The organism is Streptomyces sp. SID8374, assembly GCF_009865135.1.
Taxonomy (GTDB): domain Bacteria; phylum Actinomycetota; class Actinomycetes; order Streptomycetales; family Streptomycetaceae; genus Streptomyces.
This window is the reverse complement of the sequence record NZ_WWGH01000001.1, coordinates 4,128,045-4,152,222: the sequence shown is the minus strand read 5'-3', so window position 1 is coordinate 4,152,222 and position 24,178 is coordinate 4,128,045. Positions and strand designations below refer to the sequence as shown.

Annotated in this window: 22 protein-coding genes and 1 tRNA gene; 8 read left to right on the top strand and 15 right to left on the bottom strand. The window is 72.1% G+C overall.

The window, feature by feature from the left end:
- Positions 1–64: 64 nt before the first annotated feature.
- A tRNA-Pro gene (locus tag GTY67_RS18225) sits at positions 65–138 on the top strand.
- 562 nt (positions 139–700) lie between these two features.
- Positions 701–1,507, top strand: a complete 807-nt coding sequence (locus GTY67_RS18220; protein ID WP_161279359.1) for an SGNH/GDSL hydrolase family protein — start codon at positions 701–703, stop codon at positions 1,505–1,507.
- A gap of 82 nt (positions 1,508–1,589) precedes the next feature.
- Here GTY67_RS18220 and GTY67_RS18215 read toward each other — a convergent pair whose 3' ends face one another.
- Positions 1,590–2,000 (bottom strand): nuclear transport factor 2 family protein, encoded by a 411-nt coding sequence (locus GTY67_RS18215; RefSeq protein ID WP_202461484.1) that lies wholly within the window; start codon positions 1,998–2,000, stop codon positions 1,590–1,592.
- Between the two features lie 58 nt (positions 2,001–2,058).
- The gene (locus GTY67_RS18210) at positions 2,059–2,901 is read right to left on the bottom strand and encodes a class I SAM-dependent methyltransferase (protein WP_161279358.1); all 843 of its coding nucleotides are present in this window, start codon (positions 2,899–2,901) and stop codon (positions 2,059–2,061) included.
- Positions 2,902–3,025: 124 nt separating this feature from the next.
- Here GTY67_RS18210 and GTY67_RS18205 point away from each other — a divergent pair, with 124 nt between their 5' ends.
- Together GTY67_RS18205 and GTY67_RS18200 are read left to right on the top strand one after the other, a co-directional pair.
- Complete coding sequence (locus GTY67_RS18205; protein WP_161279357.1) at positions 3,026–4,867, top strand: prolyl oligopeptidase family serine peptidase; 1,842 nt, start codon at positions 3,026–3,028, stop codon at positions 4,865–4,867.
- A 62-nt stretch (positions 4,868–4,929) separates the two neighbouring features.
- Positions 4,930–5,979 (top strand): SURF1 family protein, encoded by a 1,050-nt coding sequence (locus tag GTY67_RS18200; RefSeq protein WP_343238704.1) that lies wholly within the window; start codon positions 4,930–4,932, stop codon positions 5,977–5,979.
- Between the two features lie 75 nt (positions 5,980–6,054).
- On the opposite strand, the gene GTY67_RS18195 is transcribed toward GTY67_RS18200, so the two are convergent.
- The 9 genes from GTY67_RS18195 to GTY67_RS18155 form a co-directional block, all read right to left on the bottom strand.
- Positions 6,055–7,827, bottom strand: a complete 1,773-nt coding sequence (locus GTY67_RS18195; RefSeq protein ID WP_161279356.1) for a hypothetical protein — start codon at positions 7,825–7,827, stop codon at positions 6,055–6,057.
- A complete protein-coding gene (locus tag GTY67_RS18190; RefSeq protein ID WP_093690451.1) occupies positions 7,824–8,381 on the bottom strand; it encodes a SigE family RNA polymerase sigma factor in 558 nt (185 codons plus the stop codon). Before GTY67_RS18190 ends, GTY67_RS18195 begins: the two co-directional genes overlap by 4 nt.
- Positions 8,382–8,794: 413 nt before the next feature.
- A complete protein-coding gene (locus GTY67_RS18185) occupies positions 8,795–9,868 on the bottom strand; it encodes an aspartate-semialdehyde dehydrogenase (RefSeq protein WP_161279355.1) in 1,074 nt (357 codons plus the stop codon).
- Positions 9,865–11,136, bottom strand: a complete 1,272-nt coding sequence (locus tag GTY67_RS18180) for an aspartate kinase (RefSeq protein ID WP_093690145.1) — start codon at positions 11,134–11,136, stop codon at positions 9,865–9,867. Before GTY67_RS18180 ends, GTY67_RS18185 begins: the two co-directional genes overlap by 4 nt.
- A 310-nt stretch (positions 11,137–11,446) precedes the next feature.
- Positions 11,447–12,211 carry a DUF1838 family protein gene (locus tag GTY67_RS18175; RefSeq protein WP_161279354.1) on the bottom strand — a complete coding sequence of 255 codons (765 nt, stop codon included), beginning with the start codon at positions 12,209–12,211 and terminating at the stop codon, positions 11,447–11,449.
- Between the two features lie 169 nt (positions 12,212–12,380).
- Positions 12,381–12,890 (bottom strand): SgcJ/EcaC family oxidoreductase, encoded by a 510-nt coding sequence (locus tag GTY67_RS18170; RefSeq protein WP_161279353.1) that lies wholly within the window; start codon positions 12,888–12,890, stop codon positions 12,381–12,383.
- Between the two features lie 116 nt (positions 12,891–13,006).
- The gene (locus GTY67_RS18165; RefSeq protein WP_161279352.1) at positions 13,007–13,666 is read right to left on the bottom strand and encodes a DUF5063 domain-containing protein; all 660 of its coding nucleotides are present in this window, start codon (positions 13,664–13,666) and stop codon (positions 13,007–13,009) included.
- An 83-nt stretch (positions 13,667–13,749) separates the two neighbouring features.
- Positions 13,750–14,349, bottom strand: coding sequence for a recombination mediator RecR (recR, locus tag GTY67_RS18160; protein WP_030565138.1), 600 nt, complete (start codon positions 14,347–14,349; stop codon positions 13,750–13,752).
- 88 nt (positions 14,350–14,437) lie between these two features.
- Complete coding sequence (locus tag GTY67_RS18155; protein WP_093690135.1) at positions 14,438–14,782, bottom strand: YbaB/EbfC family nucleoid-associated protein; 345 nt, start codon at positions 14,780–14,782, stop codon at positions 14,438–14,440.
- Between the two features lie 318 nt (positions 14,783–15,100).
- Between GTY67_RS18155 and GTY67_RS18150 the strand changes: the two genes are divergently transcribed.
- Positions 15,101–16,069, top strand: coding sequence for an SLATT domain-containing protein (locus GTY67_RS18150; RefSeq protein ID WP_343238703.1), 969 nt, complete (start codon positions 15,101–15,103; stop codon positions 16,067–16,069).
- A 378-nt stretch (positions 16,070–16,447) separates the two neighbouring features.
- On the opposite strand, the gene GTY67_RS18145 is transcribed toward GTY67_RS18150, so the two are convergent.
- The 3 genes from GTY67_RS18145 to GTY67_RS18135 form a co-directional block, all read right to left on the bottom strand.
- Positions 16,448–17,098 (bottom strand): hypothetical protein, encoded by a 651-nt coding sequence (locus GTY67_RS18145; protein ID WP_093690133.1) that lies wholly within the window; start codon positions 17,096–17,098, stop codon positions 16,448–16,450.
- A 100-nt stretch (positions 17,099–17,198) separates the two neighbouring features.
- Positions 17,199–17,900 (bottom strand): GntR family transcriptional regulator, encoded by a 702-nt coding sequence (locus GTY67_RS18140; RefSeq protein WP_161279351.1) that lies wholly within the window; start codon positions 17,898–17,900, stop codon positions 17,199–17,201.
- 160 nt (positions 17,901–18,060) lie between these two features.
- Positions 18,061–19,434 carry an aspartate aminotransferase family protein gene (locus GTY67_RS18135; RefSeq protein ID WP_093690129.1) on the bottom strand — a complete coding sequence of 458 codons (1,374 nt, stop codon included), beginning with the start codon at positions 19,432–19,434 and terminating at the stop codon, positions 18,061–18,063.
- A gap of 159 nt (positions 19,435–19,593) precedes the next feature.
- On the opposite strand from GTY67_RS18135, the gene GTY67_RS18130 reads away from it, so the two are divergent.
- From GTY67_RS18130 to GTY67_RS18120, 3 genes are all read left to right on the top strand, one after another.
- Complete coding sequence (locus GTY67_RS18130) at positions 19,594–20,202, top strand: DJ-1/PfpI family protein (protein ID WP_161279350.1); 609 nt, start codon at positions 19,594–19,596, stop codon at positions 20,200–20,202.
- The gene (locus tag GTY67_RS18125) at positions 20,195–20,779 is read left to right on the top strand and encodes a MarR family winged helix-turn-helix transcriptional regulator (RefSeq protein ID WP_343238702.1); all 585 of its coding nucleotides are present in this window, start codon (positions 20,195–20,197) and stop codon (positions 20,777–20,779) included. The genes GTY67_RS18130 and GTY67_RS18125 overlap by 8 nt, the downstream gene beginning before the upstream one ends.
- Before the next feature lie 335 nt (positions 20,780–21,114).
- Positions 21,115–22,917: a serine/threonine-protein kinase gene (locus tag GTY67_RS18120; protein ID WP_161279348.1), complete on the top strand. Its 1,803-nt coding sequence runs from the start codon at positions 21,115–21,117 to the stop codon at positions 22,915–22,917.
- Here GTY67_RS18120 and GTY67_RS18115 read toward each other — a convergent pair.
- Positions 22,899–24,152, bottom strand: coding sequence for an MFS transporter (locus GTY67_RS18115; RefSeq protein ID WP_161279347.1), 1,254 nt, complete (start codon positions 24,150–24,152; stop codon positions 22,899–22,901). The two genes, GTY67_RS18120 and GTY67_RS18115, sit on opposite strands and share 19 nt — an antisense overlap.
- Between the last annotated feature and the right edge of the window lie 26 nt (positions 24,153–24,178).

The window sequence follows — 24,178 nt, the reverse complement described above, 5'->3', positions numbered from 1 at the left end:
CGGATTTCGCCTCCGGCCGCAGGTGGGCTAAAGTAATCGATGTCGCCGGGAGACCGGTGGGCATCGGGGTGTAGCGCAGCTTGGCAGCGCGCTTCGTTCGGGACGAAGAGGTCGTGGGTTCAAATCCCGCCACCCCGACAGCTGAGCAGCAGGTCAGAGGGCCGGTACTGAAATCAGTACCGGCCCTCGACTTTGTGTGCGCTTGCGTGTCTGCGTGACTACTACTCCAGGTAACTACTGCTCCGGGGCGCATCCAGGCCGTCCGCCGATGCGATCACCACACAACGGAGAGCTGTCACAGGCCCCCCACCACCACCAAGGCACCGGGCACATCGCGCCCCGCATTCCGCCCCGGCTCGCAGTGCAGTGGAGGCCGCGCCGCGATCACGTCGAGTGGAGGGCGGCCTGATTGAGCCGTTCGGTTGGACTTGGGGGCCGGGAGGGGGCTCCAGCGGGCCTGCGTCCGGGCCGAATCGCCGTCGGGTAGGGGCGTTCGGGTACACAACATTTTCTTGAACTTGGCTGGTTCGACACGGAGTTGGGGGTTTATCTACGCGCGGAGCATCGGGCTCCGCGCGATCATCCGGGCATATCAGACGACTTCTTGCGTGGGCATTACCGGTGGGTACCGCGAGCTGCTAGAAACTGCATCGCTCCTTCAACCCCCCACCCGCCCCCCACACTTCGAAGGTCGGCAGCCATGTCCGTACGTAGGTTCTGGGCATCCCTATCCACTCTCGCACTCGCCGCCGTGGCCACTCTCGGTGTTGCCGGGGCCGCCGTCGCGGCGGACTCCGAGGCGGCCGGCGGTTATGTCGCGCTCGGTGACTCCTACTCCTCCGGTGTCGGTGCCGGGGACTACCTCCCTGACAGTGGTGACTGCCGTCGCAGCGCCAACGCCTATCCACAGCTGTGGGCGGCGGCGAACTCCCCCACCTCGTTCGCCTTCGTCGCCTGCTCGGGTGCTACCACCGCTTCCGTCGCCAGTGGTCAGCTCGGGGCGTTGGACGCGTCCACCACGCTGGTCAGCGTTACGGCCGGAGGCAACGATGTCGGGTTCGCCGATGTCATGCAGGACTGCGTGCTGGGGAGCGAGGCCACCTGCATCAGCCGCGTCAACGCCGCGGTCGCCGAGATGAACAGCTCCCTGCCCGGCAGCCTCGATTCGCTGTACAGCAGCATCCGCGCCGGGGCTCCCGCCGCCCAGGTCGTCGTCCTCGGGTATCCGCGCTTCTACCAGCTGTCGGGCAGCTGCATCGCCGGGCTCACCGAGGCCGAGCGGGCCGCGATCAACGACGCTTCGGACGTGCTGAACGGGGTCCTCGCCAAGCGGGCCGCCGATGCCGGGTTCACCTTCTCCAGCGTCGTCGACGAGTTCACCGGGCATGAGCTGTGCTCCGGTGACGCCTGGCTCCACAGTGTGACCGTGCCTGTCTACAACTCGTACCACCCGACCGCGGCCGGACAGTCGGGCGGGTATCTGCCTGCCTTCCGGTCGGCCGTTTAGCCAACGCACCGCCCGCTTGCAGGGAGGCGGTTCGCCGGTGGGTCCGGTGGGCCGCCTTCGCGTGTTGCGGAGCGCGGGCGGATCAGTACCTCTCCACCAAGTGCTCCCGGCCCGCCGGGGGTTCGTACGCCTCCGGCCAGAAGTCCGTCACTCCGGTGATCAGGCCCCGGGCGTCGAAGGTGAAGAAGTGGATGGCGTGCATCTCCTCCGGGCCGACCGTGAACTCGGTCCGCGCGGCGGCCTGCCGGCCCTCCGCGTCCGCGACGATCCGTTCGATCCGGACATGCCAGTCGCCCGGGTACTCCTGGTTGAAGCGGACGTAGCGGTCCTTGCCGTGGATGCGTTCCCTGGTCTGCGGAAGCTCGTACACCACCTCGTCCGCCAGGGTCGCCGCGAAGGCGTCCCAGTCTCGGGCGTCGGCCGTCGCCCAGTACGTCTCCACTGCTGTGCGCAGGCCTGCTGTGGTGATGATTCTGCTGGTGTCGTCCGTCATGGGAGGAGTGTGGCCCGTGGCACTGACAATCGCCCCCGGAGACACTGCTGAGCTGCTGTTATGCCCGGGATGGCTGGGGTTTTGCGGCCTTGATCGAGTACATCAGCGGGATCCGCGGGCGGTCCGCCGGGAAGCGGTAGTGGCCGTCCGCGTGGCGCTCCAGCGTGCCGAAGCGCGGGAAGAGCGTGGCCTCGTGTTCGTGGAGGAACTCGATCCGCAGGCCGGTCGCCGCCAACGCCGTCACCACCTCGCCCAGCGGGTGCTGCCACTCGACGCTGCGGTTGTGCACGGTCGGCGCGTCGAAGTCCGCGTACGTCCCGGGGGTCTCGTCCACCCAGGCCTCACGGCTGAAGTAGTCGTGGGTGACGACCGAGCCGGTCCCGTCGTCCAGCGTGTCCGTGAGGGGGTGGAACTCCGCCAGGTAGAGGAAGCCCCCGGGCGCGACCAGGGATGCGGCGGTCTCGGCCCAGCGCTCCATGTCGGGCAGCCAGTTCAGCGCGCCGGTGCCCGTGTAGACGATGTCGTACGAGGAGTCGGGGACGGCCGTCGCGGCGTCGTACACGTCGGCCGTCACGAACGCCGCGCGGTCCGGGCCCAGGCCCAGCGATTCCGCGAGGCCGCGGGCGGTCTCCACGGCGGGCTCGGAGAAGTCCAGGCCCACCACCTGCGCGGCGCCGTGCCGCGCCCAGGACAAGGTGTCCAGGCCGATGTGGCACTGGAGGTGCAGCAGGGTCTTTCCCGTCACCTCGCCGACCTCCGCCAGCTCGAACGGGCGCAGCACGTCCTTGCCCGCCCGGAACGCCTCCAGGTCGTAGAAGTCGCTCACCACATGGATCGGCACGCGCTCGTCCCAGCGTGCGCGGTTGGCGTCCTGCCAGTCGTGCGGAGTCGGGGAGTACATATCCGGAAAGCTACCCATGGGGTGGGAAGGGCGCGAGCCGTTATCCACAGGCGGGCAAGGTCGGGCCGATCATCACACCGGGGTTGTGGACAGGTTTCTCCAGCCGGACGGGCGATCGGGTTGGATGGAGGGCATGAGCGAATCAGAGAACGTCTCGACCATGCCGGAGTGGGAGCAGCGGTTCCGCGCGCCCAGGGTGTCCCTGCCCGACTGGGCCGAGGACGCGCCTGACCGTTCCCTCTTCGTCTCCAACGCCACCGGGACCTACGAGCTGTACGCGTGGGACCGGGCGAGCGGGCGACAGCGCCAGGTGACCGACCGGCCCAACGGGACCACCGACGGCGTGCTGACGCCGGACGGTGAAGCCATCTGGTGGTTCAGCGACACCGACGGCGACGAGTTCGGCGTGTGGATGCGCCAGCCCTTCGGCGGCGGGGAAGACGAGCCCGCCGCCCCGGGCCTCGCGCCCTCTTACCCGGCGGGCCTCGCCATCGGGCGCGACGGGTCCGCGGTGATCGGCCGTTCCACCGATGAGGACGGGACGACCATCCATCTCGTCCCGCCCCCGGGCCGCGGCGACGGGAGTGGTGGCGAAGCCATCGAGATCTACCGGCACCGCGAGTCCGCCGGGGTCGGGGACCTGTCCTACGACGGCACGCTCATCGCGCTGGAGCACACCGAGCACGGCGACGCCATGCACTCCGCCCTCCGCGTGGTGCGCCCCGACGGCTCCACGGTGGCCGAGCTGGACGACACCGAGGGCGGCACCAAGGAGCTCGGGCTTGCCGTGCTGGGCTTCGCGCCGGTGGCCGGTGACACCCGGCTTCTCGTCGGGCACCAGCGCCGGGGCCGCTGGGAGCCGATGATCTGGGACCCGGTCGCCGGTACGGAGACCGCGCTCCCCGTCGACCTGCCCGGTGACGTGGGCGCCGAGTGGTATCCGGACGGCTCCGCCCTGCTCATCGATCACAGCTTCGAGGCCCGCAGCGAGCTGTGGCGGTACGAGCCGGGGGCTCCGGAGCCCGTGCGCGTGGAGACGCCCGCCGGGACGGTGTCCGGTGCCACGGCCCGGCCGGACGGCACCGTGGAGTACCTGTGGTCCTCGGCCGCGCAGCCGCCCGTGGTGCGGTCGACGAGCGGCGCGGTGGTCCTGGACCCGCCGGGCGCCAAGGCCCCGGCCTCGGTCGCGGTCGAGGACGCGTGGGTGGAGGGGCCGGGCGGCCGGATCCACGCCCTCGTGCAGAAGCCGGCCGGGGAGGGGCCGTTCCCCACCGTCTTCGAGATCCACGGCGGGCCCACCTGGCACGACAGCGACGCCTTCGCCTCCGGGCCCGCCGCCTGGGTGGACCACGGGTTCGCCGTCGTCCGGGTCAACTACCGCGGCTCCACCGGATACGGCCGCGCCTGGACGGACGCGTTGAAGCACCGGGTCGGCCTGATCGAGTTGGAGGACATCGCGGCCGTACGGGAGTGGTCGGTGAAGTCCGGGCTCGCGGACCCGCAGCGCCTGGTCCTGGCCGGGGGCTCATGGGGCGGCTATCTGACCCTTCTCGGGCTCGGCACCCAGCCCGACGCCTGGGCGCTGGGGCTCGCCGCCGTGCCGGTCGCGGACTACGTCACGGCGTACCACGACGAGATGGAGGCCCTGAAGGCGATGGACCGCACACTGCTGGGCGGTACGCCGGAGGAGGTGCCCGAGCGGTTCGAGGCCTCGTCCCCGCTGACGTACGTCGACGCGGTGCGCGCTCCCGTCTACATCTCGGCGGGCGTCAACGATCCGCGCTGCCCCATCCGTCAGGTGGAGAACTACGTGGACCGGCTGGCGGCGCGCGGCGCGGTGCACGAGGTCTACCGGTACGACGCAGGTCACGGCTCGCTCGTGGTGGAGGAACGCATCAAGCAGGTCCGGCTGGAGCTGGAGTTCGCCCTGAAGCACCTGGGGGGTGGGAACGTCCTAGGGGCGTAAGGGGCGGATAAAGGGGCGACCCCGCTCCGTGAGGGCGGAGCGGGGAACCGTACCTTGGTGGGGTGTATCGGTTCCTGCTGACCCCGCGATGGTGGGGGATCAACCTCTTCGTCGTGCTGGCCATCCCGTTCTGCGTGTTCATGGGCACCTGGCAGCTCGGCCGCTTCGAGGACCGTGTGCAGTCGCACGAGCAGGCGGCGAAGCAGCCCGATCCGAGCACTCGGGCCGCCGAACCGCTGGACGAGCTGCTGCCCGTCGACAAGGTGACGTCCGGTCGGCCGGCCACGGCGACCGGGACGTACGCCGACCAGTTCCTGGTGCCCGGCCGTGAACTGGACGACCGCCAGGGCTTCTATGTCCTGACCCTCCTGCGTACGGACAGCGGCAAGGCTCTGCCGGTGGTACGAGGCTGGCTGCCCGGTTCCGCGAGCGAGGCCCGGGTGCCCGCCGCGCCGCAGGGCGAAGTCACCGTGACCGGGGACCTCCAGGCCTCCGAGAACATCCACAGCGACGGCGTCAACACCCGGGGCGGGCTCCCCGAGGGCCAGCTCGGCATGATCAGCGCCGCGTCCCTGGTGAACCTGGTCGACTACGACGTGTACGACGCCTGGGTGACGCTTCCGGAGACGGAGGCGGGCGGTGCGACCGGCCCGGACGACGCGATGAAGCCGGTGCCCGCCGCGGCTCCGCAGGGCAGCGGACTCGATCTGAAGGCGTTCCAGAACCTGGGGTACACGGGCGAGTGGTTCGTCTTCGCCGGCTTCGTGCTCTTCATGTGGTTCCGGCTGGTCCGCCGCGAGGCCGAAGCCGTCCGCGATGTCGCCCTCGGGCTGGTCCCGGAGGGCGGGGACGGTGGGGACGGTGGGGGCCATGGGGGCGGCGAGGGCGGCGGGGATGCTCCGGAGGCCGCCGGTGCTCCCGGTGCTCGGGAGGCCGCCGGTGCCGCCGGTGCTCCCGGTGCAGCCGAGGCCTCCGGTACTCCCGGTGCCGTTGGTGCCCCCGGTGCTGCCGGTGCCGCTGCTGCTCCCGGTGCCGCTGGTGCCCCTGGTGCTCCCGAGGCCCCCGGTGCTTCCAAGGCCGAGGCCTCTTCGTCGGCCGCGCAGGGGTCCTAGGCGGGGCAACCGCTGAATGGTCCCGGGGCGGGACGGCCACTGAGTGGGATTGTCGCCGTCCCGGGTTCGGCTGAGTTACGAGGTGGGCAGGACTCCCGTCCGGTAGATCGTGCCCGAGCAGGCGTTGTTGATCTTCGTCTCGGCCGTCGGTGCGCCCGTCTCCGGGGTGTGCGTCACGGCGATGCTGCCGTCCGCCGTGCCGCCGTCCTGGTGCAGCGACTGTGTGTCGGTGCCGGACTGGCCGGAGCTCTCGCCCGTCGATCCCCCGGTGCCGTCCGACGACGGGGTGGGGCTGGGTGAGGGGGGCACGGCCGGGCAGGTGTCGGCCGGCACCCAGGCGAACTGAACCTCGTAGGCCATGGAGGGCTTCAGCAGCACCGTGCCCGGCTCCTGCGAGGGGTCGGGCAGGCCGGGGGCCGCGTCGCCCGCCGTGTGCTGGACCACATTGATCTTGAGCGGGTCCGCCGCGCCGAGGGCGGTGAAGCCGACGGTGCCGTTGCTGCTGACCGTGCAGTCCGTACCGGAGACGTTCGCGATCCTGAAGCTGCCGTACACCGTGCCGTCGGCGCCCGGGGAGCCCGCCCCCGCGGAGGCGACGCCGAGCTGGCCCGGGTCGCAGACCGGCAGGGAGGCGAGGTCCACGTGCGGCGGCGCGGAGGCACCGCCCGTCGCTCCACCGCCCTCCGGGTCCTCGGCACGGTCCGACGAGGGGGAGCCGGAAGGGTCCGGTTCACCGTCGCCGCCCCGGCTCTCCTGGTCGGTGGGCTCCACGCTCCGGCCGCCGGGTGCCTGGGGGCCGGTCTCCTCCCCGTTGCCACCCTGCGCCTGCTCGCCGTGTCCGGCGATGGCGGGGAGCGCGGTGGAGGGGCCGTCCGAGTTCGCCACGTGTACGAAGGCGGGGACGGCGGTGCCGATCAGCAGCGCCGCCGCGGCCGCGCCGACGCCGGCCTGTCGTCGGCGGGCGCGCCGTGCGGGCACTGCGCGTTGCAGGTGCTCCAGGGTCCGGTCGGAGGGTTCGAGGCCTCCGACCGCTCCGTGCAGCATCCGGCGCAGGGCCACCTCGTCCAGCTCGCCGTCCATACCGCCGAGGCCGGGGCCGGGGCCGTCAGCGGTGCCGAGGCCGCCACCGGCGCTGAAGCCGGCACCGGCGCCACCACCGCTACCGCCACCGCGGCCGAAGCCGTCACCGCTCCCCGGGCCGTCACCGAGGCCGGCGCCACCACCTCTACCGAAGCCCTCACCGCTCCGCGGGCCGTCACCGAGGCCGAGGCCATCACCGCTCCCGGAGCCGTCACCGAGGCCGGAGCCACCACCGCTCCCGGAGCCGTCAGCGGATCCGCCTCGGCCGCCTCGGCCGCCTCGGATGCCCCTGCCGCCGCCGAAGAGGTCGGTGAGCGTACCTGCGGGGTCGCCGGAGTCGGCAGGGCCCGGACGATCCGCGTGCGCGCGGACCGCGTCGGCCGCTCGGAGCTCCCCGGCCCCATCAGCCCCGTCGCCGCCGCCGTCGGCACCGCCCACAGCACTGCCGCCGCCCTCAGCCCCATCGCCGCCGCCGTCAGCCGCGCCCCCAGCACTGCCGTCGGCATCGGCCCCGGCGCTGTCGCCGTCCCCGTCCGCTCTCGGCGGCACGGGTGACGGCCCGGGTTCCAGGCTCTCGTCCGGCTCGCTGGGGGCGCTCTCGTCCTGCGTACCGTCCGGGCCGTCCAGCCCGTCCGGTCGGTTGCCCGGACCGTCCGGTCGGTCCGGATCGGTGTGCGGAGTCTTCTCCGGCCCGTGGTTCACAATTCCGTTTCCCGTCGGGTCATTCTCGTGCCTGTGCTCGTGCCGGTGCTGCTCGGGCCCGCTCATGTCTGGGCCTCCATCACGACGCGCAGCGCCGCGATTCCGCGTGAGCCGTACGCCTTCACCGAGCCCAGCGAAATTCCCAGCGTCTCCGCGACCTGGGCCTCCGTCATATCCGCGAAGTACCGCAGCACCAGCACCTCGCGCTGGCGTCGCTGGAGCCCTTTCATGGCCTTGATCAGGGCGTCCCGCTCCAGCTGGTCGTAGGCGCCTTCCTCCGCGCTCGCCATGTCCGGCATCGGCTTGGAGAGCAGCTTGAGCCCGAGGATGCGGCGGCGCAGCGCGGAGCGCGAGAGGTTGACGACGGTCTGGCGGAGGTAGGCGAGGGTCTTCTCGGGCTCCCGGACGCGGTTGCGCGCGGAGTGCACGCGGATGAACGCCTCCTGCACCACGTCCTCGCAGGACGCGGTGTCGTCCAGCAGCAGGGCCGCGAGGCCGAGCAGCGAACGGTAGTGGGCGCGGTAGGTCTCGGTGAGGTGGTCGACCGTGGTTCCTGCTGCCACCGTCTCGTCAGCACCCCCGCGCTGCGAGGGCAGCTGGGCCGGGCGTGCAGCGGGCATGGGCGCGATCACCGGCATGCCGCCGGGCGCGCGGGGCCGCCGGAGCGGACGCACGGTCGCGCCTCGCAACGGGCCCACCACTGTGATGTCGAGAACCTCTGCCACGCCTGTTGGACACGCTGCCCCCCGTCAGGGTTGTACGCGTACGGCGCCACGTTCAGCGCTGTGCGACATGCCCTCATACGTACCTGCTCTTCCCCAAATGCCCCGTAAATGCGTCCCGTCACGCAAGAAGTCACGGCATAGACGCTGCCCGGCCGACGTGCGGTTGCAGAAGGCCGGGAGATCATCGTCGGATATGACAACGCCCCAGCTCAAGAGGTTCAGACCAGGTAATTGCTCATAGGGCGTTCACAGATCCTACAAAACAGGTTCGATCAATCCGCGGGGTGAGCAGGGCGGAACGGCTTTGCTCAGGCCACGGTGATTTCCGCAGCCACCGATTCCGCGATCTGTGCGACGTTCAAAGCCGCACCTTTACGGAGATTATCGCCGCAAATGAACATTTCCAGGGCCCGGGGGTCGTCCATCGAACGCCGTACCCGGCCGACCCAGGTGGGATCGGTGCCCACCACATCCGACGGGGTCGGGAAATCCCCGGACGCCGGGCTGTCGAAGAGGACGACGCCCGGTGCGGTCGCCAGGATCTCGTGGGCCCGGTCGACGGCTACCTCGTTCTCGAAGCGCGCGTGGACGGACATGGAGTGCGTCGCGATGACGGGGACGTACACGCAGGTCGCGGTGGTCTTCAGCCCCGGCAGGGCCAGCACCTTGCGGGTCTCCTCGCGGATCGCGAGCTCCTCGGAGGACCAGCCGCCCCCGGCGTCCGTACCGGCCCACGGCACGACGTTCAGGGCGACGGGCGCGGCGAACGGGCTGTCGGCCGTACCGGCGTCGTCGCCCAGGGCCCGGCGTACGTCACCGGGGTGGGTGCCCAGCTCCGTACCGGCCACCAGCGACAGCTGTTCGCGCAGGGCCCTGACGCCGTCGCGGCCCGCGGCGCTGACCGCCTGGTAGGAGGAGACGATCAGTTCGCGCAGCCCGAATTCCGCGTGCAGTGCGCCGACCGCGACGATCAGCGACAGCGTGGTGCAGTTCGGGGAGGCGACGATGCCACGGGGTCTGAGCCGGGCGGCGTGCGGGTTGATCTCCGGGACGACCAGCGGTACGTCGTCGTCCAGCCGGAAGGCCGCCGAGTCGTCGACGACCACGGCGCCCTTGGACGCGGCGATCGGTGCCCAGTGGGCGGACACGGCGTCCGGTACCAGGAAGAGGGCCACGTCCACGCCGTCGAACACGTCCTCGACGAGCGCGAGCACCTCGGTCTCCTCACCGCGCACGACCAGCTTCCGGCCGGCCGAGCGCGGTGAGGCGACGAGTCTGACCTCGCCCCAGACGTCCGCGTGCTGCGAGAGGATCCGGAGCATGACGCCGCCGATCGCCCCGGTCGCACCGACGACCGCGAGCGAAGGGCGGCGGGCGGTCATCGGCCGGTGCCCCCGTAGACGACGGCCTCGTCGGAGTCGCTGTCGAGGCCGAAGGCGGTGTGCACGGCGCGCACGGCCTCGTTGACGTCGTCGGCACGCGTGACCACCGAGATGCGGATCTCGGATGTCGAGATGAGTTCGATGTTCACGCCCGCGTCGGACAGCGCCTCGAAGAAGCCGGCGGTGACGCCCGGGTTGGTCTTCATACCGGCGCCGACCAGGGAGATCTTGGCGATCTGGTCGTCGTAGCGCAGCGACTCGAAGCCGATGGGGCCCTTGGCCCGCTCCAGGGCGTCGATGGCCTTGCGGCCCTCGGACTTGGGGAGGGTGAAGGAGATGTCCGTCAGGCCGGTCGACGCGGCGGAGACGTTCTGCACCACCATGTCGATGTTGACCTCGGCGTTGGCGATGGCGCGGAAGATCGCGGCCGCCTCGCCCGGCTTGTCCGGGACGCCGACGACGGTGACCTTGGCCTCCGAGACGTCGTGGGCGACTCCGGAGATGATCGCGTGCTCCACCTTCTGGTCCCCTTGCGGCTCGTTGCTGACCCAGGTTCCGCGCAGTCCGGAGAAGGACGAGCGGACGTGGATCGGGATGTTGTAACGGCGTGCGTACTCGACGCAGCGGTGCAGCAGCACCTTGGAGCCGGACGCGGCCAGCTCCAGCATGTCCTCGAAGGAGATCCAGTCGATCTTCTTCGCCTTCTTCACGACCCGGGGGTCCGCGGTGAAGACGCCGTCGACGTCCGTGTAGATCTCACAGACCTCGGCGTCCAGCGCGGCGGCCAGCGCGACGGCGGTCGTGTCCGACCCGCCGCGGCCGAGGGTGGTGATGTTCTTGCCCTCCTGGCTCACGCCCTGGAACCCGGCGACGATGGCGATGTTGCCCTCGTCGATCGAGGTCCGGATGCGGCCCGGCGTGACGTCGATGATGCGCGCTTTGTTGTGGACCGAGTCGGTGATGACACCGGCCTGGCTGCCCGTGAACGACTGGGCCTCGTGGCCCAGGTTTTTGATCGCCATCGCCAGCAGGGCCATGGAGATCCGCTCACCCGCGGTCAGCAGCATGTCGAATTCCCGGCCGGTAGGCATCGGAGACACCTGCTCGGCGAGATCTATCAACTCGTCCGTCGTGTCGCCCATCGCGGACACCACGACAACCACCTGGTTGCCGTTCCTCTTGGCGTCGACGACTCGCTTGGCGACCCGCTTGATGCCCTCGGCATCGGCTACGGAGGAGCCTCCGTACTTCTGCACGACAAGGCCCACGTGCGCTCCTCGCTCAGTCATTACTGCGGTCGGCTCAGTTTAACGAGCAGTCCGGAATCGACCCGTCCTTACCAGATGGTGAGATGTCCCGCTCACAACCCGGTACGGCGTGTCGACCCGAACTGCTCGTACGAGGCTGCTGCCCATCCCGGAGGACCGCACTCCCTTTTGTGTCCCAGCCCACACCTTCGGGGCGGAATGCGCGAGTCGACGGCGCCGGCCGGGGTACGCGGCTTGACTGCTCACCTCGCCGGGGAACTTGCGGGAGCGACTGCTCACCGCACCGGCCGGCGCTTGCGGGAGCGACCGCTCACGGCACCGGGTGGAGCTTGCGGAAGTACGTCCAGCTGGTCTCGTTGGGCTCGCTCCACTCCTCCGGGGCGTGGGCGAACTCCGGCTGGTGGTCCGCGATGTACGTACGGGTCCGCTCCGGGACTTCGTCGTACGAGCCCAGCTTGCGGCCCCGGCAGTGGAAGGTGAGCCCGCCGGGCCGCTGCCCCTGGGCCATCCACGGCAGCCACGGCGACATCCGCGACCACGACATGGTGGCCGGGACGCTGGGCGCCGGTCCGGCCAGGTCCGCGCGGTCGGCGAAGAACTGGAAGAGCTCCAGCGCCTTGTAGGTGTCGCCGGCCGAGTGCTCCGGGTACTGGGCCACCGGCAGCGGCGACGGGTAGGCGAGCGGGATCTCCAGGCTGAAGCAGACCTGGCCGCCGAGCTCGGTCGTGGGGATCGGGAAGGGGCGCCACTTCTGGTTGGCCGGGTCGTTCCAGACGTGCACCACCGGCCGGTCCTGCCAGGTCTCCAGGATCTCGCGGGTGGTGGGGTCCAGGTAGAACGCGGCTTCCCGGGTGAGCAGTTGGTACGCGTCCGGCCCGGCCTCGACGTCCTGGACCAGGCGGGCGACGTTGAGCCCCTCGAAGCCGAAGAGGCGCTGGTAGGGCTCGTCGGGGGCCCAGGAGTACACGTCCCCCGACCACCAGTACGTGACCTCCTCGCCGTCCAGCGAGGCGCGGGTGCGGGCGAAGGAGCGGAGCAGCTCGGCGGGGGTCGGCTGCGTGGGTGGCGTCGTCATACGCACCACTGTGCGCCACCGCCGCCCCGGCACGGGTCCCGGGGCGGCGGTGGCCTTCAAGAGCGGCAACGGTCGGCCACGCGCAGAAGGCGCCCTAGCCCGCAACGGGGGGGTGACGGCCACCAGTACCGTGCCCGGCGCCGCCGACAACGCCCGGGGGGGGCACGCCTCACCCCGCTGCCAGTGTCTCCGGGTCGATGACCGAGGTGTTCTGCGCGGCCGCGATCCGCCAGACGCCGTCGTCCTTCGCCAGGACGTAGGTCGGGGTGCCGGGGACCGACTCGGGGTGGGCGGCGACGAGTTCGGAGGGGTCCTCCTGGCCGTGGAAGATCTCGTCCAGGTACTCCCCTCCGTCGCGGGTTACCGGGCGCTGGCGGATCTTGACCGCCGCCACGTCGGGGCGGATGAAGAGGATGAGGTCGACGGTGTACGTCGCGACCACCGGGGAATCTGCCTGCGGCGGGAGCACCTTGCGGGTGAAGGCGCCGATCTCCGGCAGCCCGGTCAGCCTCTTCCCGTGGGCCGTGGTCCAGATGGCGTCCTCGCGGAAGCCGCTGAGGAACGCTTCGGGGTCCGCGCTCTGCTGGGCGTCCTGCACTGCCGCCACGAACGCGACGATCGCGTCCACGTCCTCCTGCTGGGCGGGTACGCCGAGGACGGTGGGGGTTCCGGTGCCCATGAGGGTCTCCTGCCGTGCGGTGCCGCGCTGCGCCGGTCGGTCCGGGCAGGACGAGCTTCACGCCTCAAGCGCGGTTGAGGTCAAGGGGGACAACCTCGCAGGTGGACCCGTACCGCCTACTTCACCGGCCGCAGCCCCAGCGGGCCCGCGATCTCCTGGAGCATGACGCGGCCCGCCTCCTCGGCCAGGTCGTCCTCGCCCGGGTCCTGGTCGGTGTCCAGGCCGTCCAGTTCTTCCAGGGGCTGGCCGAGGCGGATGTGGGCGACCAGGGACTGGAGGGCGCGGAGGGTGGCGGAGGCGGTGGAGCCCCAGTTGGAGAAGTAGGAGAACTGCCACCACCACAGCGCCTCGGCCGTGCGGTCCGCCTCGTAGTGGGCGAGGCCGTGGCCCAGGTCGGTGACCAGGTCCGCGAGGTCGTCGGAGATGCGGTGCGGGACCGGGGCCTTGCGGGGCTCGTACGGGTCGAAGACCTCGGAGTAGACGTCGATCGGCTCCAGCAGGGCCGCGAACCGCTCGCGCAGGCCGTCCGCGTCCGGCTCGGGGCCGAGGTCCGGCTCGTACCGCTCGTCGGGGAGGACGTCCTCGTACGCGCCGAGGCGGCCGCCCGCGAGCAGGAGCTGCGAGACCTGGAGCAGCAGGACCGGAACGGCCTCCTCCGGCTCCTCGACCTTGGAGACCTCGGTGACCGCGACGATGAACGTCTTGATCTGGTCCGCGATCTGGACGGCGAAGTCGCCCGGGTCCTGCGTGACGGAGTTCAGCGTGGCGTCAGACATCGAGGGGACCTCCCGTGGGCGCGGTCACAGACGGGGAAGCGGAGTGGGGTGCGGGGCAGAGGTGGGTGCGTGCCGCCTCGGTCTCAGACATCCAGCAGCCGCCTCCCCTCGAACGCGCGGCCCAGGGTGACCTCGTCGGCGTACTCCAGGTCGCCGCCGACCGGCAGGCCGCTGGCCAGCCGGGTCACCCTGAGGCCCATCGGCTTGACCATCCGCGCCAGGTACGTCGCGGTGGCCTCGCCCTCCAGGTTGGGATCGGTCGCCAGGATCAGCTCCGTGATGGAGCCGTCCGCGAGCCGGGCCAGCAGCTCACGGATGCGCAGGTCGTCCGGGCCGACGCCCTCGATGGGGCTGATCGCCCCGCCCAGGACGTGGTACCGGCCGCGGAACTCCCGCGTCCGCTCGATCGCCACGACGTCCTTGGGCTCCTCGACCACGCAGATGACGCTCCGGTCGCGGCGCGGATCGCGGCAGATCCCGCACTCCTCCTGCTGGGCGACATTGCCGCACACGGCGCAGAACCGGACCTTGTCCTTGACCTCGAGGAGGGCATGGGCGAGACGGCGTACGTCGGTGGGCTCGGCCTGGAGGATGTGGAAGGCGATCCGCTGCGCGCTCTTGGGACCGACGCCGGGCAGCCTGCCCAGTTCGTCGATGAGGTCCTGAACAACGCCTTCGTACAACGGAACGCCTCTCTTCGCTTCCTGCTCCGTACCGTAGTGGGTACGGGTCGGTACCAGTAGGCCCCCGGGCCCGATCGGAGGGGCTGGGTCAGAACGGCAGGCCCGGGATGGAGCCGCCGCCGCCCAGGCCCTGGGCCAGCGGGCCGAGCTTCTCCTGCTGGAGCGCCTGCGCGTTCTCGTTGGCCGCCTGGACGGCCGCCACCACGAGGTCGGCGAGCGTCTCGGTGTCCTCCGGGTCCACGGCCTTGGGGTCGATCACCAGGGACCGCAGCTCGCCGGAGCCGGTCACGGTGGCCCTCACGAGGCCTCCGCCCGCCTGTCCGTCGACCTCGGTCCTCGCCAGTTCCTCCTGGGCCGCGGCGAGGTCCTGCTGCATCTTCTGGGCCTGCTGGAGCAACTGCTGCATATTGGGCTGGCCACCACCGGGAATCACGGTCACTCCTGGCATTTCGACGACAAATGTTTCGGTAAGCCGAGCCTACGTGCTCCCCGGTCACCGCGCTCCACCCGCCGGGGACCAACTCTTTCGGGTGAGTTTCGTCAACCGCCGTGAAGGCTCCTATACCTGACCAGGGGCCCTGTGCAGGCGGGAATCCCGCGATTTCGACTCCGCGGCCCACCATTCGGCGGTAGGAAGGGCATGCACATCGGTACGCCTGCGCGCATGCGTGGTGACGCAGAGTTACCCGCGTCACCCGCGAGGAAGCCCCGAGCGTCCGTTCCGTTTGTCAGAGTGCGAAGGAGTGCCCCGGTGAGTCAGCCGGAGATGCAGCCCGAAGGGCCGCCCCGCAAGGAGTCCGATGCGGGTTCCGGTGAGAGCGGAGTGGAGTGTTCCGCTTCTGGCTCCCGCGCCGGTGGAGTCGGTGGAACCGGTGGAACCGGAGGGAGCAGCGGGGGGCGTGGGGTGGGCAGCGGTGGAGTCGGCGGCTCCGGGGGGCGTGACGGGTCGGGGGGCGGCGGGGCCGGTCCCGGGGCCGGGAGCGGTGGTGGTGCCCCTCGGGCCGGTGGGGCCTGGGGCGGGGGGTCCGGGGCCGGCGGGCGCGATCTGACCGGGCGGCCCTTCCCCCTCGGGGACTGGGGCGAGCCCGCCGAGCGCCTCGACGAGCTGTACCGCTGGGTCGAGTCCGGGGCCCTCGCGACGGCCGACTGGTATCTGAACGACCGCGTCTGGAAGCGCCGGGGCGCCCGGGCCCTGCGGTGGGGCACCGCCGCCGGGGTCGTCGCGGGGGCCGCGCTGCCGCTGCTGGACCTGACGGGGACGTTGAGCGGGTCGGCGGGGTGGGGGTATCTGTCGCTGCTGCTGGGGGCCGCCTGCATGGCCTGCGACCGGTACTTCGGGCTCACCTCCGGCTGGATAAGGAACCTCGCCACCGCGCAGGCCGTGCAGCGGCGGCTCCAGGTGCTCCAGTTCGACTGGGCGTCGGAGTGCGTACGGGAGATGCTCGGCCCGACCGAGGGGACCGCCAGTGAGGCGGCCGAGCGGTGCCTGGGGGTGCTGCGGCGGTTCTCCGAGGACGTGACGGAGCTGGTGCGGTCGGAGACGGCGGACTGGATGGTGGAGTTCCGGGCGGGGCCCGCGCCCATGGGGACGCAGGCGCTGGTGTCGGGGAGCGCGGGGGGGCGGGCCGAGCCGGGGGGTGTGCCGGGGCGGTTCTCGATGCCGTCCGTGGCCGCTCGGCCGAACATGCCTCGGCAGCGGCCTCCGGAGGCGCCGCGGTAGGTGGCCTGGGGGTGGGTGTCCTCAAGCGCCGGACGGGCTGGGGTTGGTTGCACGGCCGGCGCTGGGTGCCCCCCTGCGAGGGGGCCGTCCGGCTCGGGAGCCCTCCCGCGAGGGTTCCGTCCTCAAACGCCGGACGGGCTGGGCATGCCCGTCCGGCTCGGGAGCCACCCCGTGACGGTTCCGTCCTCAAGCGCCGGACGGGCTGGGCATGCCCGTCCGGCTCGAAAGCCACGCCGCGAGGGGTCCCGTCCTCTCGCGTCGGACAGGCTGGAAATGCCCGTCCGGCTCGGGGCCCGCCGCAACGGTTCCGTCCTCAAGCGCCGGACGGGCTGGGGTTGCACGGGCTGGAGATAGTGCAAGCAGGACCAGGTGCCGTGGTCAGCTGAAGATGATCATGGAGCCTTGGGCCAGGGAGCGGGTTGCTGCTGCGTGGAGGCCCAGCCAGACGTGGCGTTCCCTCGCGAAGGGGCTGTCGTCGTACGGGACCGGGGTCGCCGGTTCCTCCAGGGTCGTGGGGCCCGGGGGCGGCTGCGGGGCGGCCGGGGGGTTGGCCGGGTCGATGCCGATGGACGGGGCCACGTACTCCAGCTCGCGCAGCAGGCCGTGCGAGGAGCCCAGCGGGCCGCCGCCCTCCAGCAGGGCGTCGTTGGAGAGGGGGTGCGGGAAGTCGACCGGGACGTACGCCCCGGCGTGGTCGTAGTGCCAGACCAGGTGCGACTGCTGCGCGGTCTGCTCGAACATCTCCAGCAGCTGCTCGTAGTCCCCGCCCAGGCCCTCGACCGGGGTGACCGCCAGACCGCTCAGCTGGAGCAGGTAGGCGCGGCGCAGGAAGTGCAGGGCGTCGTAGTCGAAGCCCGCCACCGGGGCGACGTCTCCGTTGAGGCCCGGCATGTAGGCGAAGACGGGGACGGGCGGCAGGCCCGCGTCGTTCAGCGCCCGGTCGTAGACGGCGATCTCTTCGGCGAACGGATTGTCGGGGCTGTGGCACAGCACATCGACGAGGGGGACCAGCCACAGGTCACAGGCCACGAAGTCTCGCTCTCCAACGGGGTTCGGCGATCGTCGGAACAGCGTAATGCGAGGTGAACCCCGCGGACAGTGCGTGGGTTCCCGGACAGTGCGCGGGTTCCTACTCTTGCGGGCGCTCCCGGGTCTCCCGTGCCTCCTGGGCCTCCAAGTGGTCCGCCCAGGCCAGCGCGTGCGCGTAGAACTCCTGCATCACCGCGAGCACCCGCTCCCGGTCGCCCGCCGCGATGGCCTCGACCAGCTCCTCGTGGCCGAACCACAGCACCTGCTCGTCCGCGTGCTCCCCGCGCAGCCGGTGGACGGCGAACACCCAGGCCTGGACGCGGAGTTTGGCGAGGAAGGCGGTGATGTACGGGTTGACGACGAAGGCCCCGAGCTCCCGCCAGAAGCGGAGGTCGTAGCCGATCAGTACGTCGAGATCGCCGCCCTTCGCCGCGCGGACGGCCTCCGAGGCCCGGCGCCGGATCGGGGCGAGCGCCTCGGGCCGGACGGCCACCTGGTCGGCGGGGGAGCGGAAGATGCCCTCGACGACGAGGGAGCGGGCCTCCACCATCGCCCGGTAGTCCGCGATCGTGAACTCGTGGACCTGGAAGCCGCGGTGCTGGTCGGAGGCGAGCAGCCCCTGCGCGGAGAGGTCGAAGAGCGCCTCGCGGACGGGGGTCGCGGAGACCCCGTACTGTTCCGCGATCTGCTTGACGGTGAACTCCCGGCCCGGACGCAGCCGCCCGGCCAGCACCTCGTCGCGCAGCGCGTCGGCGATCTGCTGGCGCAGCGTACTGCGGGTCACGCCTCCGCTCGGACCCATGGGCGACCCTTCCCGTTCGTCAGCCGTATGCCGGCGGCCGTATTCAGCCGTGGTCCGGCTTCAGCCGTCTTTCGGCTCGGGTCACCTTAAGCCAGGGGCCCGCCGTGCCCGATTTCGGGCACGGCGGGCGGCGGTGGAGTGCGTGAGAGTGGTCGGGCGCTTACACCGTGTGCTCGTCGGCCACCGCGAGCGCGATGTCCAGCGCCGCGAGACCTTCCTTGGCCTCGGCCTCGGTGACGTTGCACGCGGGAACGGCGTGGGTGCGGTTCATGTTGATGAACGGCCACAGGCCCTGCTTCTTCGCCGCCGCCCCGAAGGCCGCCATCGGGGCGTTGGCCTCGCCGGACGCGTTGTACGGGACGAGGGGTTCGCGGGTCTCCCGGTTGCGGACCAGGTCCAGCGCCCAGAACGCGCCGAGGCCGCGCACCTCGCCGACCGAGGGGTGGCGTTCGGCGAGTTCGCGCAGGCCGGGACCGAGGACGGTCTCGCCGATCCGGGCCGCGTTCTCGATGACCTTCTCGTCCTCCATCACGCCGATGGTGGCGACGGCGGCCGCGCAGGCCAGCGGGTGGCCGGAGTAGGTGAGGCCGCCGGGGTAGGGGCGGGTCTCGAAGGTCGCGGCGATCTCGGCGCTGATGGCGACGCCGCCGAGCGGTACGTAACCGGAGTTGACGCCCTTCGCGAAGGTCAGCAGGTCCGGTACGACGTCGAAGTGGTCGGCGGCGAACCAGGCGCCGGTGCGCCCGAATCCGGCCATGACCTCGTCGAGGACGAAGACGATCCCGTACCGGTCGCAGATCTCGCGGACGCCCGCGAGGTAGCCCGGCGGCGGGGTCATGATCCCGGCCGTGCCCGGGATGGTCTCCAGGATGATCGCGGCGATGGTGGCCGGGCCCTCGAAGGCGAGGGTGTCCTCCAGGTGCTGGAGGGCCCGGGCGCACTCCTCGGCCTCGGTCCCGGCGTAGAACGGCGAGCGGTAGAGGAACGGCGCCCAGAAACGTACGACGCCCGCCGAGCCGTTGTCGGAGGGCCAGCGGCGCGGGTCGCCGGTGAGGTTGATCGCGGTGGAGGTGGCGCCGTGGTACGAGCGATAGGCGGAGAGCACCTTCGTACGGCCGGTGTGCAGCCGGGCCATGCGGATGGCGTTCTCGACGGCCTCGGCGCCGCCGTTGGTGAAGAAGATCTTGTCCAGGTCGCCGGGGGTGCGCTCGGCGATGAGCCGTGCGGCCTCGGAGCGCGCCTCGATCGCGAACGCGGGCGCGAACGTGGCGAGTTTGCCCGCCTGCTCCTGGATCGCGGCGACCACGGTGGGGTGCTGGTAGCCGATGTTGGTGTAGACGAGTCCGCTGGTGAAGTCGAGGTAGCGGTTGCCGTCGTAGTCCCAGAAGTAGGACCCCTCGGCGCCAGCGACGGCGAGCGGGTCGATGAGGCCCTGGGCGGACCAGGAGTGGAACACGTGCGCGCGGTCCGCGGCCTTCACGGCCGCACCGGCCGCGGGGTCGGCGTACGGGGCATGAGGGGCATGAGGGGTCATGCGGGGAGCGTAGGTGCTGGTGGGGGGTGGTCTCCATGGCCATGTTGTACGGCGTGGGGCGCGGGGGTCGGCAGGGTGTCGGGTCCGGGGCACGGTCGCTCCCTTTGACAGCATGCTGTCCTCATGACAGGATTCTGTCATCTACTCCGGGAGGTCGTCATGACCAGCACGAGCAGCAGAGCGGTCGTCCATCTCGCCGTGTACGACACCCTTGCCGACTGGGAGACCGGGTACACCACCGCCTTCCTCGCCCAGAACGGCTACAAGGTGCGGACCGTGGGGCCCGAGCGGGAGGCGGTCACCACCATGGGCGGGCTGCGCATCCAGCCCGATCTGGCCCTCGCCGAGCTGCGGCCCGAGGACAGCGCGCTCCTCGTCCTCCCCGGGGCCGGGCTCTGGGACGCGGGCGACGACCTGGCGCCGTTCGCCCGCGCGGCCCGCGCCTTCCTCGACGCGGAGGTGCCGGTCGCGGCGATCTGCGGGGCGACGGCGGGGCTGGCCCGCGAGGGGCTCCTCGACGACCGGGCGCACACGAGCGCGGTCTCCTTCTACCTGGCGGCGACGGGGTACGGAGGTGGCGCGCGGTACGTGGAGGCCGACGCGGTGACGGACCGCGGGCTGGTCACGGCCGGGCCGACGGAGCCGGTGGCGCTGGCGCGGGAGGTGTTCGGGCTGCTGGGGGTGTACGGGCCGGAGAAGCTGGGGGCCTGGTACCGGCTGTTCCATGACTCGGACCCGAGTGCGTACGAGGTGCTGGAGGGTGAGTGAGCGGGCGGGCGGCGCCTCTTCGGAAGATGCTGCGGAAGTCCCGTCCCAGCAGGAGTTGTTGAGCCGGGCGGCGCTGACGGTGTTCCGGCTGAACGGGCAGTTCCTGGGCGTGGCGGAGGAGTTGGCCAGGCCGGGCGGGCTGACGGCGGCGTGGTGGCAGGTGCTGGGGGCGGTGCTGCCGGGGCCGTTGCCGGTGGCGGGGATCGCGCGCGAGATGGGGATCACCCGGCAGAGCGTGCAGCGGATCGCGGACCTGCTGGTGGGGCGGGGGCTCGCGGAGTACGTCGAGAACCCGGCCCACCGCCGCGCGAAGCTGTTGCGGGTGACGGCTGCGGGGCGGGATGCGGTGTCCCGGATCAACCCGCCGCACGCGGAGTTCGCGGCGCGGCTGGCGGGGGAGCTGGGGGCGGAGGGGTTCGCGGAGGTGGTGGGGGCGCTGGAGCGGTTGACGGGGGCGCTGGAGCGGTTGACGGGGGCGGTGGAGTCGGTGACGTCGGGGGGCGGCCACCCCAGCCCGTCCGGGGGCGGCCAACCCAGCCCGTCGGAGGGCGGCCACCCCAGCCCGTCCGGCGTTTGAGGACGGAACCCTCGCCTTGGTGGGGGCGCACCCTCAATACTCGGCTCCCCGGAGCACCGCTGACATCTGCGCACCGAACCCGCGCTCCCCGGTTCCGTCCTCAAACGCCGGACGGGCTGGAAGTGGGCCCCGCCCTCAAAGGCCAGCGGGCCAAGGGCAGCCGGACGGGCTGGAAGTGGCCGCCCACGACGGGCTGGGGGCGCCCGACCACGACGGGCCGGAGGTGGGCGGAACCGGCAGTGCGGGAGGCGTGTCGTAGACGGCGGGGGCCGGGGCGGCGGCGCCCCCACCCCGGCGGGGCTATTCTCGTGCGGGCCGCAGGGGAGGAAGCGCACATGGACAAGCTCGGGCCCGACGACCCGCACCGCATAGGTGCGTACCGCCTCCTCGCCCGCCTGGGAGAAGGCGGCATGGGCCAGGTCTTCCTCGCCCGCTCCGACCGAGGCCGCACCGTCGCCCTCAAGCTCGTCCGCCGCGAACTCGCCGAGCAGCCCGAGTTCCGCGCCCGCTTCCGCCAGGAGGTCCGCGCCGCGCACCAGGTCGGCGGCGCCTGGACCGCCCCGGTCCTGGACTCCGACACCGAGGCCCCGATCCCCTGGGTCGCCACCGGCTACGTCGCCGGCCCCTCCCTCCACCGCATCGTCTCCGGCCGCCCCGGCGCCCCGCTCACCGACTCGGGGGCGTACGGCCCGCTGCCGCTCCGCTCCGTCCAGCTCCTCGGCTCCGGGCTCGCCCACGCCCTCCAGCACATCCACCGCGCCGGGCTCATCCACCGCGACCTGAAGCCGTCCAACGTGCTGCTCACCATCGACGGCCCCCGGGTCATCGACTTCGGCATCGCCCGCGCCCTGGAGTCCCTGGCCGACGGCGACCTGACCCGCACGGGCGCGATGATCGGCTCGCCGGGGTTCATGGCCCCGGAGCAGGTGCGCGGCGAGCGCGTGACACCGGCGTGCGATGTGTTCTGCCTGGGCTCCGTGCTCGCGTACGCGGCGACCGGCCGCCTCCCCTTCGGCGCGGCCGAGAGCGGCGGGGTGCACGCCCTGATGTTCCGGATCACCCAGGAGGACCCGGACCTGACCGGCGTCCCGGCGGAGCTGGCCGAGGTCGTACGGGACTGCCTGGCGAAGGACCCGGCCGCCCGGCCCTCCACCGACGAGATCCTGGCCCGGCTGGGCGAGGCGGAGGCGGACGAGCCCTGGCTCCCCGCCACCCTCATCGCCCAACTCGGCCGCCACGCGGTGGGACTGCTGGACGCGGAGGACCCGGAAGGCCCGGAGAACCCGGAGCCCCGGCAAGGGCAGCCGCAGACCCCGCAGCAGCCGACCACCCCGGCCCGCCCGACAGACGCCCAGCACCCTCAGCGCCCCGCCACACCCCCCGCCTCGGTCCACGCCCTGCCCACCCAGGTCGCCGCCGGAGGCCCCGCCACACCCCCTCCGGCCCCGGCCCCACCCCCGTACGCCCAACAGCCCCAGCACCAGCACCAGCACCACCCCTCGTACAGCCAGACCCACCACCAGGCCCACCAGAGCTACGCCCCCAACCCCGGCCCCACGTACAACACCCCCCTCCCACCCGCCTACTTCACTCCCGCCCCGGCCCCCGCCCCCGCGCGCCGCTCCGCCGGGGCGACCATCGCGCTCGTCGCCGTCGCGCTCGTCGTGGCGATAGGCGCGGGCGGATCCGTGTACGCGTTCATGAACAACAAGGGCGGCGACACCCCCACCCCCGGCCCCTCCACCTCCGCGTCCGGCAGCACCGCGGGGACCGACGAGGGCGGCATACCGGGTGACTACCTCGGCACCTGGACCGCCTCCATCCCCGGCGACCGGGGCGCGTCCACCCGGAAGCTGACCATCCGCCAGGGCGACGTCGGCGACCAGGTCCTCTCCCTCACCGCCGAAGGCCCCCTCGCCCTGGGCGCCACGTACCACTGCGAGTTCACCGCCCCGCTGGCCGCCCGTCCCGGCGACGGCGAACCGGTCCTGATCGGCCCCTCCACCGTCTCCGTGGGCCGCCCGGCCGCCTCCTGCTCCCCCGGCAAGGCCACCCAGCTGACGCTCCTCCCGGACGGCACCCTGCGCCGGGCGACGACCGGTTCGGGCGAGAGCCTGATCTACACCAAGTCGGAGTGAGCGGACGGCACTTCGGACACCGGGGAGGCCGGCCGCCGCCGTAGTGCCCCCGTGATCAGCGCCGCGCCCCCCAGCAGCACCAGCACCACGATCATCGCCGCGCGCAGCCCCACGTGGTCGGCCAGGAAGCCCAGCGAGGGCGGGCCGACCAGGAACGCCGCGTACCCGGCCGTCGAGACCGCCGCGACCCGGGCCGAAGCCTCCCGCTCCCCCTTGCCCTCCCCCGCCGCCGAGACCGTGACCGGGAACCCCAGCGAGGCGCCGAGCCCCCAGAGCACGACCGCCGCCCCCGCGAGCAGCGCGCTGGACGAGAACACCACCAGCGCCACACCCGCCGCCGCCACGAGCGCGCTCGCCCGCACCACGGCCGCGGGCCCGTACCGCACCAGCAGGGGCCCGCCCGCGAACCGGCCCGTCGTCATCGCGACGGCGAACAGCATGAACGTCAGCGAACCGGCCGTCGCGCTCGTCCCGTGGCCGTCCACCATCAGCAGCGGCAGCCAGTCGTTGGCCGAGCCCTCCGCGAACGCCATGGCCAGCACGATCAGCCCGATCAGCACCAGCCGCCGGTCCCGCCAGACCTCCACCTGCGCCCGCCACCCGCCGCCCCCGGCCCGCTCCCCGCCACCGGACTCCGCGTCCTCGCGACCCGTGCCCGCCGGAACCGCCCGTACGGTCCACACCCCGGCCGCCGCGACCGCCACGGCCACCGCCGCCAGGTGCCAGCCGACCGGGAACCGCAGAGCCGTCAGCCCCATCCCGAGCAGCGCGCCGGCCACCGTCCCGAGGCTGAAGCAGCCGTGCAGTACGGGAAGCACCGGGCGCCCCACGGTCCGCTCCACGGCGGCGCCCTCGATGTTGAACGCCACCTCCGCGAGCCCCATCCCGGCCCCGAACAGCGCCAGTCCGCCGAAGACCCCGCCGGACACCTCCAGCGCCGCGCCCCCGGCGACCACCAGCAGCCCGGCGACGAGCAGCGCCGCGCCGAGCGTGATCACCGCCCGTCCGCCGTGCTTGCGCACGAGCCCGCCGGAGACCAGCACGCCCGCCATGGAGCCGATCGAGAGCCCGAACAGCACCAGGCCCATCGCCCCCGTGGTCACGTCCAGCGCGTCCCGTACGGCGGGGGTCCTGGCCACCCAGGAGGCCATGCTCACCCCGGTGGCGAGCATGAAGAGGAAGAGCGCGGCGCGCCAGCGGCGGGTGCGGGCGTCGATGACCGGCGTGGCCTTCATGAGCAGGGTGCCTCGGCAGACGGGGA

Bases quoted from the DNA above. Each gene is read 5' to 3' on its own strand.
- GTY67_RS18220 (WP_161279359.1), top strand. From the start codon at position 701: ATGTCCGTACGTAGGTTCTGGGCATCCCTATCCACTCTCGCACTCGCC.
- GTY67_RS18215 (WP_202461484.1), bottom strand. From the start codon at position 2,000: ATGACGGACGACACCAGCAGAATCATCACCACAGCAGGCCTGCGCACA.
- GTY67_RS18210 (WP_161279358.1), bottom strand. From the start codon at position 2,901: ATGTACTCCCCGACTCCGCACGACTGGCAGGACGCCAACCGCGCACGC.
- GTY67_RS18205 (WP_161279357.1), top strand. From the start codon at position 3,026: ATGGAGGGCATGAGCGAATCAGAGAACGTCTCGACCATGCCGGAGTGG.
- GTY67_RS18195 (WP_161279356.1), bottom strand. From the start codon at position 7,827: ATGAGCGGGCCCGAGCAGCACCGGCACGAGCACAGGCACGAGAATGAC.
- GTY67_RS18190 (WP_093690451.1), bottom strand. From the start codon at position 8,381: ATGCCCGCTGCACGCCCGGCCCAGCTGCCCTCGCAGCGCGGGGGTGCT.
- GTY67_RS18185 (WP_161279355.1), bottom strand. From the start codon at position 9,868: ATGACCGCCCGCCGCCCTTCGCTCGCGGTCGTCGGTGCGACCGGGGCG.
- GTY67_RS18175 (WP_161279354.1), bottom strand. From the start codon at position 12,211: ATGACGACGCCACCCACGCAGCCGACCCCCGCCGAGCTGCTCCGCTCC.
- GTY67_RS18170 (WP_161279353.1), bottom strand. From the start codon at position 12,890: ATGGGCACCGGAACCCCCACCGTCCTCGGCGTACCCGCCCAGCAGGAG.
- GTY67_RS18165 (WP_161279352.1), bottom strand. From the start codon at position 13,666: ATGTCTGACGCCACGCTGAACTCCGTCACGCAGGACCCGGGCGACTTC.
- GTY67_RS18140 (WP_161279351.1), bottom strand. From the start codon at position 17,900: ATGGGTCCGAGCGGAGGCGTGACCCGCAGTACGCTGCGCCAGCAGATC.
- GTY67_RS18135 (WP_093690129.1), bottom strand. From the start codon at position 19,434: ATGACCCCTCATGCCCCTCATGCCCCGTACGCCGACCCCGCGGCCGGT.
- GTY67_RS18130 (WP_161279350.1), top strand. From the start codon at position 19,594: ATGACCAGCACGAGCAGCAGAGCGGTCGTCCATCTCGCCGTGTACGAC.
- GTY67_RS18120 (WP_161279348.1), top strand. From the start codon at position 21,115: ATGGACAAGCTCGGGCCCGACGACCCGCACCGCATAGGTGCGTACCGC.
- GTY67_RS18115 (WP_161279347.1), bottom strand. From the start codon at position 24,152: ATGAAGGCCACGCCGGTCATCGACGCCCGCACCCGCCGCTGGCGCGCC.